The sequence below is a fragment of the Zobellia barbeyronii genome, assembly GCF_018603515.1.
Taxonomy (GTDB): Bacteria; Bacteroidota; Bacteroidia; order Flavobacteriales; family Flavobacteriaceae; genus Zobellia; species Zobellia barbeyronii.
Genome location: NZ_JACATN010000006.1, coordinates 292,189 through 307,697, shown reverse-complemented (window position 1 = coordinate 307,697; position 15,509 = coordinate 292,189). Strand labels below are relative to the sequence as shown.

Annotated in this window: 12 protein-coding genes; all 12 read right to left on the bottom strand. The window is 36.6% G+C overall.

The features are described 5' to 3' along the window. Positions 1-123 precede the first annotated feature (123 nt). The 12 genes from HW347_RS18705 to HW347_RS18650 all read right to left on the bottom strand — a co-directional run bounded on the left by HW347_RS18705 (position 124) and on the right by HW347_RS18650 (position 15,478). The gene (locus HW347_RS18705) at positions 124-933 is read right to left on the bottom strand and encodes a hypothetical protein (RefSeq protein WP_214613257.1); all 810 of its coding nucleotides are present in this window, start codon (positions 931-933) and stop codon (positions 124-126) included. A 133-nt stretch (positions 934-1,066) separates the two neighbouring features. Then, entirely contained in the window at positions 1,067-1,681 is a 615-nt protein-coding gene (locus HW347_RS18700) for a fumarylacetoacetate hydrolase family protein (protein ID WP_214613256.1), read from the bottom strand. 41 nt (positions 1,682-1,722) lie between these two features. Beyond that, the gene (locus HW347_RS18695; RefSeq protein ID WP_214613255.1) at positions 1,723-3,867 is read right to left on the bottom strand and encodes a DUF349 domain-containing protein; all 2,145 of its coding nucleotides are present in this window, start codon (positions 3,865-3,867) and stop codon (positions 1,723-1,725) included. A 190-nt stretch (positions 3,868-4,057) separates the two neighbouring features. After that, the gene (locus tag HW347_RS18690; RefSeq protein ID WP_214613254.1) at positions 4,058-4,798 is read right to left on the bottom strand and encodes a shikimate dehydrogenase family protein; all 741 of its coding nucleotides are present in this window, start codon (positions 4,796-4,798) and stop codon (positions 4,058-4,060) included. A gap of 31 nt (positions 4,799-4,829) precedes the next feature. After that, on the bottom strand, positions 4,830-5,858 hold the full coding sequence (locus HW347_RS18685) for a DUF368 domain-containing protein (protein ID WP_214613253.1): 1,029 nt from the start codon (positions 5,856-5,858) through the stop codon (positions 4,830-4,832). A gap of 10 nt (positions 5,859-5,868) precedes the next feature. Then, positions 5,869-6,783, bottom strand: coding sequence for a DUF368 domain-containing protein (locus HW347_RS18680; protein WP_214613252.1), 915 nt, complete (start codon positions 6,781-6,783; stop codon positions 5,869-5,871). A gap of 115 nt (positions 6,784-6,898) precedes the next feature. After that, positions 6,899-8,299, bottom strand: coding sequence for a tetratricopeptide repeat protein (locus tag HW347_RS18675; RefSeq protein ID WP_214613251.1), 1,401 nt, complete (start codon positions 8,297-8,299; stop codon positions 6,899-6,901). Positions 8,300-8,395: 96 nt separating this feature from the next. Continuing rightward, positions 8,396-9,577, bottom strand: a complete 1,182-nt coding sequence (locus tag HW347_RS18670; protein WP_214613250.1) for an aspartate aminotransferase family protein — start codon at positions 9,575-9,577, stop codon at positions 8,396-8,398. Next, a complete protein-coding gene (locus HW347_RS18665; protein WP_225901982.1) occupies positions 9,574-11,316 on the bottom strand; it encodes an OstA-like protein in 1,743 nt (580 codons plus the stop codon). Before HW347_RS18665 ends, HW347_RS18670 begins: the two co-directional genes overlap by 4 nt. Positions 11,317-11,478: 162 nt before the next feature. Next, positions 11,479-12,750 (bottom strand): adenylosuccinate synthase, encoded by a 1,272-nt coding sequence (locus tag HW347_RS18660; RefSeq protein WP_214613249.1) that lies wholly within the window; start codon positions 12,748-12,750, stop codon positions 11,479-11,481. Positions 12,751-12,762: 12 nt separating this feature from the next. Beyond that, positions 12,763-13,218 (bottom strand): Fur family transcriptional regulator, encoded by a 456-nt coding sequence (locus tag HW347_RS18655; RefSeq protein ID WP_155596927.1) that lies wholly within the window; start codon positions 13,216-13,218, stop codon positions 12,763-12,765. 55 nt (positions 13,219-13,273) lie between these two features. Further along, complete coding sequence (locus HW347_RS18650) at positions 13,274-15,478, bottom strand: RelA/SpoT family protein (protein ID WP_214613248.1); 2,205 nt, start codon at positions 15,476-15,478, stop codon at positions 13,274-13,276. Positions 15,479-15,509 lie beyond the last annotated feature (31 nt).

Here is a 15,509-nt window from a genome sequence, read left to right as displayed (position 1 = left end):
TTCTTTTTGTATTTCTAACTAGATTATTATGGTAATCTTGAAAAACTATAATTGAATTTATCTGTCTCTAAGTAAAGAAGTCGGTTTTAAAGAACAACTTTGGGTCTTTATAAAAGAATATATCTATTGATTACAATCCCAATCAGGTCTATATTGAGCATCATTTAATTCAGCAAGATCTTTGTTAGCTCCAGTTGTGATTGATATATCTTTGGTATCATAAAGTAAGATATAGTCTATGTTGGCTTTTTGAGAACGACCAGACATGGTGAGAGTATATTCTTCTCCTTCTATTAAATTATACAAAATAGCAGATTTGTTATGAGCTTCACCACCATCTCCGGAATAAACAGCTCCCCATTGATCAACACCTCTGCCAAAAAACTTCAAATCAGTTTGTAAATCTTCGGTTGTATATTTATCAGTAGCAGAAGTAAAGTTGCCCTCCATCTTTATATAAACATCATTAGATTTATCTTCTTCGGCGCCTTCTAAACGCTGATATAAACGCATTAATAATTTATATTCTCCAGTAGATGGTGCCGTAAATATGTAATCTAAGGGGGATGTAACAGGACCACTACCTTGATTATTACCTGTGAATTCTAAATGTGTTTCATTTATGGGACCAAGACTTTCTTTGTCTAAATAATCGGAGTCACCTTTGGTAATTAGTTTCCATTGGTCTAAAGGTGATTCTGTTGCTTCTGCGTCAAAAACCACATAGTTTGTTCCCAATGTTTTTAGGCAACTTAAAACACTTTCAGTATCGGTTGTTTCTGGTTCAGGCTCTCCGTGAGTAGGGGTGTCAGTTGAATTTTCATCAAATAGATTTGTCTCGTTATCTTCCAAAGAGTCACTCTCTGATGAGCAAGAGATTAAATTCAAGGAAATACAGACAATTAACGCACTTAAATAATGTTTTGTTACCATGATTTAGATAACGCTATCACTAAGTATAAAATTGCAGAAACCTACTTTTCAGTACGATTAAGTCAATCTCACTTGTTTTTTACCACAGTTTTTTGCCAGATACTACAAATCCATATTTTGAGAATACCTTTTATTAAATCATCTTAAAATCCAGCAATAATTCTCCTTCTATTGATGCTTGTAGATGGTCACCTTTAAAGGTTTGTCCGGTCCCAGATGCTGGTGTGCCCGTGAATATTAAATCTCCAGGATTTAAAGTCATAAAAGTGGATACAAAACTTATAATTTCTGCAAAATTGTAAATAATAAAATCGGTGTTTCCTACTTGTTTTTGCTCACCGTTTATAACCAAATCAAAATTAATATTGTCTAATTCAGGGAAGTCTGAAATAGGTTTGAAACTAGAAATAGGTGAAGCGCCATCAAACCCTTTTGCTAATGCCCATGGTTGTTTTTTCTCTCTACTTGCAGTAAGAACGTCTTTTGCCGTATAGTCTATACCTATTCCTATTTCAGAGATGTATGAGTTTGCGTCATCTAAAGAAATATCTTTACCTTTCTTGCCAATTTTTACAACCAATTCTACTTCATAAACAAGTTGGTTCGTTATTGAAGGAAATACAACATCTTTATTATCTGTAACCAAAGATGAATCTGGTTTGGTAAATATTAATTGAGTGTCATTTTTTAATCCGCTTATTTCAGATTTATCATTGACATAATTTTTCCCGATACCTATTACTTTCATTTATTCTAATTTGTTGGTAAGTGATTGATTCTCAAAACTGGTTATTCTTGCTCTTCTGCGTCAGCTTCTGCACTGGCAGCTTCTTCCTCTGCATCGTGTGCTCTAATAATGTCATTCTTTAGAATGTTAAGTTTCTTCAACTTAGCTTTCCAGGTTTCAAGAGTTTCCTTGTGACTTTCAACTCGTTTAATAACATCACGTACTAATGGATTGTCCTCAGAAGCATTTGAGAAAAATTCAAGATTGGTTTCCAACTGTCGAATCTCTCCTTTGCTTTCCTCTATTTTCTTACGAATAAAACTACGTTCGTTTTGTATAGCGCGCTCATTATCGGCATTTGCCAATTCCTGAATTTTATTACCATATTTAAGGAGTTCAGATTCTTGACGGTCAATATCTAACTTCTTGAAAATTCCGTCTAGAATTTTATTAAACTTCTGGTCTATATTCTTCTTCTTAAATGGAACTCTACCATAAGTTTTCCATTCAGCAATAAAAGCTTTTATAGATGTTAAATCATCTTCTCTTTTACCGGATAGTTCAAAGGCCGCTAATTTATCCAAACAAGCACTTTTCTTTTCGAAATTTTCTTGTTCATCCTTAAGACCTTCATTTTTAACAGCATGCATGCGGTCAAAATAGTGGTTGCAAGCAGTTTTAAACTCCTTCCATATCTTGTCCGAATATTTTCTAGGTACGTGCCCTATTTGCTTCCAATCATTCTGGATGCGTTTCATTTCTGGAGTGGCACGGTCCCATTCTTCACTTTCCTTTAATGCAACTGCACGGTCTAGTAAAGCTCGTTTTTTATCAAGATTATCTTGTTGTTCTTTTTTGAGGTTCTTGTAATACGCATTTTTACTCTTGTTAAAATTACGTACAGCACCTTTAAAGGCATCCCAAGTTTTTTCATTTTGGTTCCTAGGTACTTTACCAGCTCCAAAAAAGGCATTTCTGAGCTCCTCTAACTTTTTAATTTGTTGTTGCAATGCTTTGTGACTGGTAGCAACGTTTCCGGACATAGCTTCAATAGCAGCTATAATCTCATTCTTTGCAACAAGGTTCTTTTCATACTCAGCATCAAGTTCTTTATAGTGATCTTGCCTTCTTTGATGTAAAACCTTTGTAGCATTACTGAAGCGTTCCCAGATTTCCTCACGGTGTTCTTGGCCTACAGGACCAATATCTTCTTTCCAGATTTTATGTAAAGTCTGTAAATCTCTAAATGCTATAGTTAAGTCGGGTTCTTTTGTTAAGATTTCCGCTTGTACAACCAACTTTTCTTTTTCCTCCAAGTTGTGCTTGAAATCTAAATCGCGTAACTCACGATTTAGGTGGAGAAAATCATAGAAAATCTCAATATGGTGCTGGTAGGTGCGCCATACGTTATTGTAATCCGTTCTTGGTATTGGTCCAGCATTTCGCCAGCTTTCCTGAAGTTCTTTGAATGCCTTGTAGGTTGTGTTCATGTCTTCATCAACATTCACCAAACCTTTTAACTCCTCAATAATCTCAAGACGTCTGCTTAGATTTTCTTTTAGATTTTTTTCAAGAGATTTATAGTATATATTTCGTTTTTCACGATAATCATCATATACTTCGTTGAATTGCCTTTTAGTTACAGAATTGTACCTAAAGTCAATTTCATTACCACCACCATTTATAAAATCTTCTTTTTTCTCTTCTAGAAATTCTTGAAATTTTAGGTCGAATTCAGATTTAATGCCATCTACCTGTTTCTTAATGGCCTGTACTTTCTCGTTACGAACTAATTTCTGTAATTCACCCACCAAATTCTCCATAGACATGGAGTGGTAGTCTAAAATAGGAATGGTATGACGCTCGTTGTTCCCTGTGTCTTCGGCATCCTCGGCATTACTCTCATCTATTTCTTCAAGAACAGCATCATCTCCATTTGCCGTTGTCTCCTCTTTTTTAGAATCGGTAGCTACAGGCTTTTCCCCTGCTTCTGATTTGGACGGAAGACTCTCTTCTGGTTCGGCAGCCTCTGTTGTTTCGGCCTCATTTTGAGTGCCGTTTTCATCTAGTGTTCCGGATGGTTCTTTTTCAGGAATTTCCACTGTTTCCGAAGCTTCCGTACTTGGCGTAGCCTCAGTATTTTCAGTGATTTTTTCTGTATTCTCTTCCCCTACGTTATGTTGTAGTTCCCGTTCCTTATCTTCCATCGTATATAAGATATTGATTTTGCAAATTGCTAGGGTAAGATACTAACAACCGCTCTAATGACAAAGGGTATAGGGGTATTTTAGCTTTTGATTAAAACCGAAGTATTACTGAAGCCCCTGTAAATGGCAGACGAGGCTAAACCCGCTTTGGCTTAGGGAGTTAGTGTTTTAAAATGAAGCTTAATGTGAATTAACTTTCTTGCCAAATTTGCCATGAACGGTCTGCCTGAAGTTCTAACATGCGTAGACCATTAGAAATTTGGGCACCTTTAGCCTCACCGGCAGTCAAAAAAGCTGATTTTTCAGGATTGTAAATAAGGTCGAAAAGGAAATGTTGGTCACTAAGAAATTCATAGGGTAGGGCAGGACGTTCCTCAATATTGGGATGTGTACCCAAAGGCGTACAATTTACCAATATGGTATGTTCTTTTAGAATGTCTTCAGTAACCTGATCATAACTTATTTTGTTATCTCCGGCGCTTCTTGAAACAAAAATATATGAAATATCTAGTTCGCCCAACACATAAGCCACGGCTTTTGAAGCGCCGCCAGTTCCTAGAATCAACGCTTTTTTATGGTGAGGTTTTAAAAAAGGTGCCATGGCATTCTTAAAGCCATAAGCATCTGTATTGAAACCCTTCAGTCCGTTTTTAGTGAATTGAATAGTATTGACAGCACCAATCTTTTTAGCCTCCGGGTCTAATTCCGATAAAAAAGGCATCACTTCTTGTTTATAGGGTATGGTAACATTCATACCTTTAATATCTGTATTGTTTTTAAGAACATCGGTAATTTCATCAATAGCTTGAAAATCAAAATTCTCGTACGAATAGTTGTCTAGACCTAAATCAGAGAATTTTTTGGTGAAATACCCTCGTGAAAAGGAGTACGAGATATCTTTTCCTACTAATCCAAACCTTGTTCTTTTCATGTTTTATTTTTTTTGATAAAGCTGAAACCTGTTACATTGATAACTCATTCTCTTTTCGAACCTTTCCGTACCAATCTAACAATAGTAGAATTGCAATACCAATGACCACAAAAAATACGGCCCACCAAGTTTCGGAACTTCCCAAATCTGGAAAGAACCGCTCATAATTAAGGATAATTTCTTTTCCGTTGCTATCCAGAACTAACTCTCCCAAAGCATCTGTTTTAAAAATAGTACGTTTCCACGGCCAAACCACACCTAGGGAACCTGTTATAAAACCAATGATAACCGCTGTGGTAATATTTTTAAAATGTTTTAGAACATAGGTCAAAAGATGCGAAAGGCTAACCAGTCCAGTGGCTGAACCTGCCGTAAATACAGCTAAAATGGTCAAAGTTCTTAAGCGCTCAGGGTTATTTGTAAAGCTATAATCGCCAATTAATATCTCTGCAAAAGTGTCATAGAGCGCATTTACGGAATCTACTAATAACAATACATAATTGCCTAAAAGTATAAGAATGAAAGACCCAGAAAGCCCTGGTAATGTCATACCGGAAACACTAATAATACCACAGACAAAAATGAAAAAAAGATTGTCATTCTCTTTTGCTGGACTAAGAAAACTTATGGATATACCTACAATAAGCCCAATTAAACCAGCTGTTATGGTTCTTTTGCTCCAATGTTCAAAGTCTTTTGAGATGTAGTAAATAGAGCCTAAAATCATACCAAAAAAGGCGGCCCAGACAAAAAGTTCTTTCTGTGCTAAGAAATAATCCAACAATCTAGAAATGCTGAAATAACTAATCAACATACCAAAAATAAGTAATGAAAGAAATGTACCGTTAATATACCGATAGAAACTTTTGAACCTGCCGCTTACAAGGAGTTTGAAAGCTTTGCCATTTACTTTTTGAAGTGAATAAATGAACTCTTCGTAAAACCCAGCAACAAACGCAACTATGCCACCTGATACACCAGGTACTTTGTTAGCGGCACCCATGCACAGACCCTTTATGACTAAAAAGAATTTGTCAAGAAATGTTCTGGTGTTGTACATGAATGGGGACTTATTTTTTTGAAGCTGTTCTTTCAAGAACGAAAATAACCAAGAAACCGACCAATGCAGCAATAATGGCTATCATAATTTTATTATCTCCATCAAAATTAAACGGACTCACGTTTTCATCTATCGTAATGATTTTTTTGCCTATCGTTTTAGTATCCAGAATTCTTTTCCATGGCCATATTTTATTCAAAGAACCAACAATGAAACCGGTCAATAGCGCAAGGGTAAGGTTCTTTTGGTGGTTGAACATCCACTTCAATAATTTAGCGAAACTCAATAATCCAAAAATAGCACCAACACCTACAACTCCTATAATTTTAAAGTCAAGATTGTGCACCGCATCAATTATGGTTTTATAAGAACCTAGTAGAACTAGGATAAAGGCACCAGAAATGCCCGGTAGAATCATAGCACAAATAGCAAGTGCACCAGATAAGAATAAATAGGGTAGGCTATCTGCACTTTCCGAAGGTGGTAAAGTTGTAATAAAGTATGCAATGGCAGCTCCTAGAACTAGTGCTATTAAGGTTTTAGCATCCCATTTCTGCACCTCTTTACCTACTAGCAGAATACTTGCTATAACTAGACCAAAAAAGAAAGACCATATAAGAATAGGCTTGTTTTCTAACAACCAGCTTACTAGTTTGGCCAAAGAAAGAACACTAATTCCAATACCTACAAAAAGAGCTAAAAGAAAGTTACCGTTTAGTTTGCTCCAAGCGGCTTTTAGTCCGTTTTCTTTGAGTTCTTTAAAAAGAGAAATATCTACGTTGTTGATAGAAGAAATAAGTTCTTCATAAATTCCTGAAATAAAAGCGATTGTACCGCCAGATACTCCTGGAACAACATCGGCAGCGCCCATGGCCATACCTTTTAAAGTGATGAAAGTATAGTCTAAAAAATTTCTGTTTTCCATGTGGTTTGTTCGTTGAAAAGCAAAAATAGCTTTTAAAATTTGAACGTAGGAAAAAATGGAACAAGCCCTTATAATTTTTATGGATTAAAAATATAAGGGCTTGTTAATTAGTTCTTTATTTTGAAGCTTTTTCAGCCTTTTCTACAGCTTCCAATACCCAGTCAGATTTGGTGTATTGAGGAAATTCTTCAAAGAAAAGTGAAAGTTTTTGAAGATCTAGCTTTAATGCATCCATAAAACTGATACGACCGTTTATCATATCCCTGTTGGCTAAATGAAACCCTGCAGTCTTATATTTAAGTTCTGCACTCTCAGGATAAAATTGTTGGCCTTGTGCCAAAATCTGTAAAGCACTTGCCGTATCTTCATTATTCAACACAACATCTGCCCAATTTAGCCAAGTCTTTAATTCATAGTTACCAAGATCTACAGCCTGTTTAAAAGCAAAATCTGCTTGATCGTACTTCTTAAGGGCTGCATTGATATAGGCACATTTTTTCCAATACGATGGGTTTTCTCCATCTATGTTTAAAGCTTTGTTCACGTAGTGAAGGGCTTTGTCATAGTTTTTTCTTCGGAAATAGAAATCGGTAATGGCTAACCATCCCTTGTCTAATAAAGGGTCTTCATGAACGGTATGGTAGTAATAATACTTGGCCATATCATCATTCTGCAATTGCTCATGACACTTTCCTATTCTCAAATAAGCGTGAGAAGTTGGATCTTCCATTTTAATGGTAGTCTCATAATTTTCTATCGCTTCATTGTATTTTCCCAATTTCTCCAACACTTTACCTTTCTCGAAGTAAGCTCCAATAAAAGTATCATCAGATATAATGGCAAAATCGAATGCAGCTAGGGCTTCAGTATGCATTTTCTTATACGTATACTGTTTACCGAGCTGATGCCATGCTACTTCACAGTATGGGTTTCGCTCCAGGTAATCGTTCAAGTACACAATAGCACCATCGTGATCTTCTAAGAACTCAAAACAATAAATGACATTGTATAGTGATGAATAGTCTTGCTCATCAAAGGAAACACAGCGCATAAAACTCTCTTTAGCCGATTTAAAATCGTCCATAAAGAGATACTCCATTCCTAATAAAGAATGAATATCAAAGCTGTTTTCCGCTAAATTAAGTGCCTTGTTCAATAAGGCTACGGCTGCTTCGTGGTTGTCTTTTTTTGAATATATGTTTGCCCGCTGTATAAAGATTTCTTCATTGGTAGGGTCTAGTATTTGAAGTTCGTCCAGATACTGCTCAGCAATATCTAGTTGGTTTTCAAAAACTAACACCTCAATATTCAACAATTTCAGCTCAATAGCATCTGGATGTTGTTGAAGACCAATTTTAATTGCTTTCTTCGCTAGCGCTATTTTGCCATTGTTTAAATAATGATGTATGATGTCCTCAAAATCCTCCGAGTCAAAGAAATAGACGTCGTCGGTTTTAAGCATCGATTCAAACTTGGCAATTGGCCTGTTCGGCCTTTCGTTGGATTCTAACGCCATAGGAACGTTTTGGTTAAACTCTGTTATTAAAAGTAGCCTTTTGAAGTGCTCTTCCGAACCTGATTCACCTATATTATTAACAAATTAGTTAACAAGTTATTGCTTGTAACCTTCTAAAACTTCAATGATTATGCCACACCCGGTTTCAATCTCATCTTTGGAAATGGTTAGTGGTGGTGAAATTCGTACCGCAGTGGGTTCAAAAAGTAACCAAAATAAGATCAAACCTTTCTTGGCACAGGTTAGCACTAAGTAATTGGCTATTTCGGCATTTTCTAGAATTAAGGCCAACATGAGACCTTTTCCTCTAATTTCTTTAATTAGTCGGTGTTTGAGTAGTTTTCTAACAAGAGCTTCTTTTATAAGGGTGTCAGAGATAAGTTGAGTTTCGGTAATTTCTTTTAATGTGGCCAAACAGGCAGCTGCAATAACAGGATTACCACCAAAAGTAGTGATATGACCTAATTTTGGACTTTCCTGTAATGTAGCCATAAGCGCATTAGAAGCTGTGAATGCCCCAACAGGTAGTCCTGAAGCCATTCCTTTTCCGGTCACTAAAATGTCTGGCACACAGTCATAATGCTCAAAAGCGAATAGTTTGCCTGTACGACCAAAACCAGGTTGAATTTCATCAAGAATCAATAAAGTGCCCGTTTCGTTACAACGCTGTCGTACTTTTTTTAGATATCCATTTTTTGGCTCTATAAAACCTGCACCACCTTGTATGGTCTCTAAAATGACACCCGCAGTCTTCTCTGTTATCTGTTTTAAATCTTCATCGTTGTTAAACTCAATAAAACTTACATCTGGTAATAGTGGTCTAAAGGCACTTTTTCGTTCTTCATACCCCATTACGCTTAAACTGCCCATGGTATTACCGTGGTAGGCATGGCGGGCTGCTATTAATTGACTTCTGCCAGTAGCTCTTCGTGATAATTTCAGTGCACCTTCAACAGCTTCAGTTCCGCTATTGACCATATAAGTGGTTTCTAAAGAAGCTGGTAGGAGCGAAGCAAGTAATTTGGTGTACGCTACGGCCGGTTCTTGAACATATTCTCCATACACCATTACATGCATATAGGTTTCTGTCTGTTTTTGAACGGCAGCTACAACTTTGGGATGACAATGCCCTAAGCTACAGGCCGAAACACCTGCAACAAAATCTAAATGTGCGTTACCATTGGTGTCATAGATATAACTGCCTTTGGCATGCGAAACTTCTAAGGCCAACGGATGTGGCGAAGTTTGCGCTTGGTATTTTAGAAAATCTTGTTTCATTGTACAGGACTGGAAGTAACTTTTTTGACCTTTGGTCTAAGGATAGGTGCAGAGGCCTTATCATTGGCTGGAGGTATCTTGTTTATAGGGTCGCCAGAGTTTCGGGAACGTTCTGCTTCTTCAGCATCAATATCAATAGGGTTTTCTATACCTCTTATAATAGTGAGTTCCATATTATTGTCGTCTTCGTCAAAAATATCATCCTTGGTTACTATACGCTCATCGCCACGCCAGATAAAACCTTTTAGCTTCCTACTTTCAACGGGAAGTTCCGTTTCAGGAAAAATATCACCATCCGGATCAATAAAAAAGGAAAGGTCTTCTACATCGTTGTTGGCCATTACAATATTTATTTTACTGCAAATGGTTTTGTTTATACCTATAAGCTCTTCATCATCATTATACATGTAATAAATAACCTCGGTATTCTTTACTAAATCTATATGTTTCAGTTCGTTTTCTACAAATTTTCCGAAGAGGTCTTTACCTTTAGCTTGGTTGTAACCGTTCATACTAATACTGTCCAATGAGATAATAAAAGCATTTTCCAGTACTTTGAGCGAATCTAGTTTCTCTGTTTCAAGGTTGGATATAAGGTGTATGCTGTCACCGGTCATTTGATTATCACCGTTCCATATCACGGGATTACGAATCAATTGAGTAATTCCTGATTTTTCGGAGGAATGTATAGAATCACACTTTCCGCTTAAATCTGTCTTGAAAAATTTAGCATTTCTAAAAGCGCGAAGCACCCTATTATCGGGCTTTCCTGTAATCATCAATGTATCGCCGTGCATATAAAGCGAATCTTGTTCTACTAGACTTATAGAAACAGCTCGTTTAGTGGCAAATACAGAATCTTTTGCTTTAAATACTTCTGCATAATGAGCGCGAATAATACCGTTGTTTACCGTATCCGTTACTGTAATATTATTGGTAGCCGATGCAAACTCAGAAGCTTTATCAAAATAGACACTATCGCCTTCAATAATACGGTTGTTATAATCAATACGAGTATTTTTAATCCCGTAGCCGCTTTCTATTTTTGTATCATAAAAACCACGTTCGCAATATATTTTATAGGCTTCACCAGTAATGGTAGAAGGGCCATACATATATGCATTTTTAGAGGTGGTGTAGTAATCAAGCTGTTCGGAATCTAGAATGTACTGTGGGTTGTCTATATGAACGCTATCTAGAAACTGATATTTATCTAACTCCATAAAATAGCGACCTATTTCACTTGTCAAAGTATTTGTAGAATCTATTATAGTACCCGAACTATTATAATACGACTCTTGATTTTCACGATCAAAATACAGTGTATCTGTTTGAAGAGTCATCTTTCCACTCTGTTGATCAGTTTCCAAGAGAACACTCTCAAAAGCCTTGGCTAGTTTTGTTTCACCATCGTAATTGATTTTTCCACTGGTCATTTCAATGGAATCACCCTGCTTCAGGCGTACATTGCCAACTGCGCGTAAGCGGTTTTCCTTTTGGTAAAATATAGCAATATCGCACCAAAGGTCTGCGCCTTGGTGTTCAAACTGCACCTGCTTATCATCTTTACTGAAAATTGATGCTCCAGGAAATTGAGATTCGTTTTTGGTGAAGTTAGCACCGTAAACAATATTAATCTGCTTGCTTTGTGTGGTGTCTTGAGAGGAAGTCTTTTCTTCTTGTGCGTAGCCAATTAGCGACGTGGCAAGGAAAAACAATAAAATACGGAGTAGATTCAATGCTATCTAAATTTTGCCTAAAAGTAGGTTTTTTTTAAAGGAAGCAATATAGTTTAGGATAGATTTAGGAGGATTACAGATTGCAATGAAATCTATAGGTGTCCACACTATCCTAAACTACATATCGAAATGTGTATTTCGAAGTTCTTTTATAACCTTTGGTTATCTGTGTATAGTCTGCGTACGGTCAGGCCCTACGGAAACTATTTTAATAGGCACTTCCAGCTCTTTTTCTAAGAACTCTATGTAAGCCATTAAGGTTGCTGGTAATTGATCAGCGCTACTCATTTTAGTAAGGTCTTCTTTCCAACCTTTCATTTCTGAATAAATAGGCGTTACGTTTTCTGCTTCAATATTAAACGGAAGGTGCTCTATTTTTTCGCCTTTATAGTTGTAAGCAGTACAGATTTTTAAAGTATCAAATCCGCTTAAAACATCAGCCTTCATCATCATTAATTCGGTAACACCGTTAATGATTACAGCATATTTTAAAGCAACAAGGTCTAACCAACCACATCTTCTAGGACGGCCAGTAGTAGCTCCAAACTCGTTACCTACACGAGCCATAGTCTCACCATCTTCATCAAAAAGTTCTGTTGGAAAAGGGCCACTACCTACTCTTGTAGTATATGCTTTAAAAATACCTTTTACCTCACCTATTTGGTTTGGGGCAACGCCAAGACCTGTACAGGCACCTGCAGCAGTAGTGTTACTAGATGTTACAAAAGGATATGTTCCAAAATCAATATCTAGTAAGGAACCTTGTGCGCCTTCAGCCAATATTTTCTTTCCACTTTTTTGAGCTTGGTAAAGATATTCTTCACTGTCAATAAAAGTAAGTTCTTTTAATTCGGTAATAGAGTCAAAGAAGTCTTTCTCCAATTCTGCCAAATCATACTGGATATCTACATCGTAAAAAGAAATCATAGCTTCATGCTTGTTAGCTAGGCTACGATATTTTTCTTTCCAATCAGACATTTCAAGATCACCGATACGCATACCGTTACGACCTGTTTTGTCCATATAAGTTGGGCCTATTCCCTTAAGGGTAGAACCAATTTTAGCTTTCCCTTTAGATGCTTCTGAAGCCGCGTCTAATAAACGGTGGGTAGGCAATATAAGATGTGCTTTTCTTGAAATGAACAATTTAGCTTTAATATCTAAATTGAACTTTTTTAAAGCGTCTAATTCTTTTTTGAAGATTACTGGGTCAATTACTACTCCGTTACCAACAATGTTTAAAGCGCTTTTGTGAAAAATTCCTGAAGGTATGGTGTGTAAAACGTGTTTAATACCATCAAACTCCAAAGTGTGTCCTGCATTGGGACCTCCTTGAAATCTTGCGATAATGTCGTAATCTGTTGTAAGTACATCAACAATTTTACCTTTTCCTTCGTCTCCCCACTGTAATCCTAACAATAAATCTACTGCCATTTAAAATTTTGGTTAGCTGTTCGTGTTTTCTTTTTTATTTCGAGTACCATAAAAATAGAGGGAGTGTGTATTGATTGTAATATCAAAAACTTCCTCAATGGTTTTCTTTATAGATTGAATACGAGGGTCGCAAAACTCCATAACTTCACCGGTATCGGTCAAGATAACATGATCATGTTGGCGATCAAAATATGATTTCTCGTATTGTGCCTGGTTTTTACCAAATTGATGCTTTCTAACCAGTTTACACTCTAATAAAAGTTCAATAGTATTATAGAGTGTAGCACGACTTACCCTGTAGTTTTTGTTCTTCATGTTTATGTACAGCGATTCGATATCGAAGTGCTCTTCGCTGTCATAAATTTCTTGAAGTATAGCATAGCGTTCGGGTGTTTTTCTATGCCCGTTCTCTCCTAAAAAAGTGGTAAAAACATTTTTTACGATTTCCTGATTTTTGTTGGCTGCCATAACTAGGGTTACATTCGTCAATCCGCAAAGGTACGGTTATATTTTAATTACAATTCTAAATTCTTGTGACTTTATCTATTCCGTTTATTTTCTTCAGATTTGCCATCACTTTTTTCAGAATGCCGTTGTTTTTGACTACTACAGTAATCGTACCCTTAAAAGTTCCACCATCAGTACTAAAGTTAAGATTTCGGATGTTTACGTGCATATCATCAGATATAACTTCTGTAATCTCGCTTACTAAACCAAGGTTGTCTATTCCCGTTAATCGTATTTCAGACAGGAACTCTTCTTGGCTAGAATCAATCCATTTGGCACTAATAATACGATACGCATAATTAGATTGAAGCTGTATGGCGTTGGGGCAGTTTTTCTTATGAACTTTGATTCCTTCGTTTATACTAACAAAACCAAAAACCTCGTCTCCAGGAATGGGGTTACAGCAAGGAGAGAGTTTATACTCAAGTTTTTCCTCTTCCTTACCAAAAACCAATACATCATATTTGGCGGTAATCTCCTCTTTTTGGATTTCTAACGGATTAGGATTTCTTCGCATTTTATTTTTGAAGAAACTTATGAACGCATTAGAGTAAGACGAAGAAAAGTCTTTTAGCATCTGGTTGTCTATAGATCCAATGCCTACTCTATAAAAGAGATCTAAGCTGGTCTTTAGCTTAAAGAAGCTTACCATTTTATTAACTGAATCCTCGTTAAGGGTAACTTTCTGGGATTTTAATTTTCTGCGTAAAATTTCCTTGCCCTCTTCCGCAACAGATTTTTTCTCTTCTCTTAAAGAAGATTTTATTTTTGCTCTGGCCCTTGCTGTAGTAGCATAATCCAACCAGTTTTGATTAGGTTTTGCTTGAGCAGAAGTTATAATTTCTACTTGATCACCACTATTAAGAGTTGTGTTTAAAGGAACTAATTTTCCGTTTACTTTAGAACCTCGGGTACGCATACCAACCTCTGTATGTATATTAAAGGCAAAGTCTAACGGTGTGGCTCCTTTTGGTAAAGATTTAAGTTCACCTTTTGGAGTAAAGACAAAAATTTCTTTGGCGTAGAGGTTTAGTTTAAATTCTTCAACAAAATCTACTGCGTTTGTATTGGCGTTTTCAAGTGCTTCCTGTAAACGATTGAGCCATACGTCAATACCTTTTTCTTTTTGGTCTCCGTGTTTGTATTTAAAGTGAGCTGCGTAACCTTTTTCTGCGATTTCGTGCATACGTTCGCTACGAATCTGTACTTCTACCCATCTCCCTTTGGGTCCCATAACAGTAATGTGCAGAGCTTCGTATCCTGTAGATTTAGGCGATGATATCCAATCGCGAAGGCGCACTGGGTTAGGAGTAAAGTGATCGGTTACGATAGAATAAATCTTCCAAGCCAAGAATTTTTCATTCTGCCGATCTGACTTATAAATAATACGAATGGCAAACTTGTCATAAATCTCATCAAAAGCTACGTGCTGAACTTTCATCTTTTTACGGATGGAGAAAATGGACTTCATTCGCCCTTTTATGTAATAGTTTAGACCTTCTTCTTTTAAAGATTTATCTATTACACCTGAAAAAGCGTCAATATAGGCTTGTTGATCCTCTTTTGACTCTTCAATTTTATCCTTTATACTTTGGTATACGCTAGGTTCAGTATACTTTAAACTAAGGTCTTCTAATTCTGTTTTTATGTTGTAAAGCCCTATGCGGTGTGCTAATGGAGCGTAGATATATAAAGTCTCGGAAGCCATTTGTACCTGTTTATGCTCAGGCATGGCATCCATAGTAAGCATATTGTGGTAACGGTCTGCAATCTTAATAATAATCACCCTCACATCATCATGGAGAGTAAGTAACATCTTCCGGAAATTTTCGGCCTGTTGCGAGGTGCTCGTGTCTTTTTTAAGATGTGCTATTTTGGTAAGGCCATCAACGATACGTGCAATGGTTTCGCCAAACATTCGTTCAATGTCATCTAAAGTATATTCGGAGTCTTCTACAACGTCGTGAAGTAGGGCAGAAGCAATGGATGTAGCATCTAGACCTATTTCTGAAGCTACTATTTTTGCCACTGCAATAGGATGGAAAATATAAGCTTCACCAGATTTTCTTCGTTGAGTTTTATGTGCGTCTACTGCAATCTCAAATGCAGAGCGTATGAGTACCTTATCATCGTCTGAGAGATGTTGATAACTAATGCGCAGCAATTCTTTGTATTGCTTGGCAATCTCCTTGTTTTCCTTCTCTATAGCTTCCTCGGTCATATTCAAATAAAAATAGAACAATCTTAGCAAG

Excerpts from the sequence above, each read along its gene's own strand:
- HW347_RS18705 (WP_214613257.1), bottom strand. The coding sequence starts at position 933 with ATGGTAACAAAACATTATTTAAGTGCGTTAATTGTCTGTATTTCCTTG.
- HW347_RS18700 (WP_214613256.1), bottom strand. The coding sequence starts at position 1,681 with ATGAAAGTAATAGGTATCGGGAAAAATTATGTCAATGATAAATCTGAA.
- HW347_RS18695 (WP_214613255.1), bottom strand. The coding sequence starts at position 3,867 with ATGGAAGATAAGGAACGGGAACTACAACATAACGTAGGGGAAGAGAAT.
- HW347_RS18690 (WP_214613254.1), bottom strand. The coding sequence starts at position 4,798 with ATGAAAAGAACAAGGTTTGGATTAGTAGGAAAAGATATCTCGTACTCC.
- HW347_RS18685 (WP_214613253.1), bottom strand. The coding sequence starts at position 5,858 with ATGTACAACACCAGAACATTTCTTGACAAATTCTTTTTAGTCATAAAG.
- HW347_RS18680 (WP_214613252.1), bottom strand. The coding sequence starts at position 6,783 with ATGGAAAACAGAAATTTTTTAGACTATACTTTCATCACTTTAAAAGGT.
- HW347_RS18675 (WP_214613251.1), bottom strand. The coding sequence starts at position 8,299 with ATGGCGTTAGAATCCAACGAAAGGCCGAACAGGCCAATTGCCAAGTTT.
- HW347_RS18670 (WP_214613250.1), bottom strand. The coding sequence starts at position 9,577 with ATGAAACAAGATTTTCTAAAATACCAAGCGCAAACTTCGCCACATCCG.
- HW347_RS18660 (WP_214613249.1), bottom strand. The coding sequence starts at position 12,750 with ATGGCAGTAGATTTATTGTTAGGATTACAGTGGGGAGACGAAGGAAAA.
- HW347_RS18655 (WP_155596927.1), bottom strand. The coding sequence starts at position 13,218 with ATGGCAGCCAACAAAAATCAGGAAATCGTAAAAAATGTTTTTACCACT.
- HW347_RS18650 (WP_214613248.1), bottom strand. The coding sequence starts at position 15,478 with ATGACCGAGGAAGCTATAGAGAAGGAAAACAAGGAGATTGCCAAGCAA.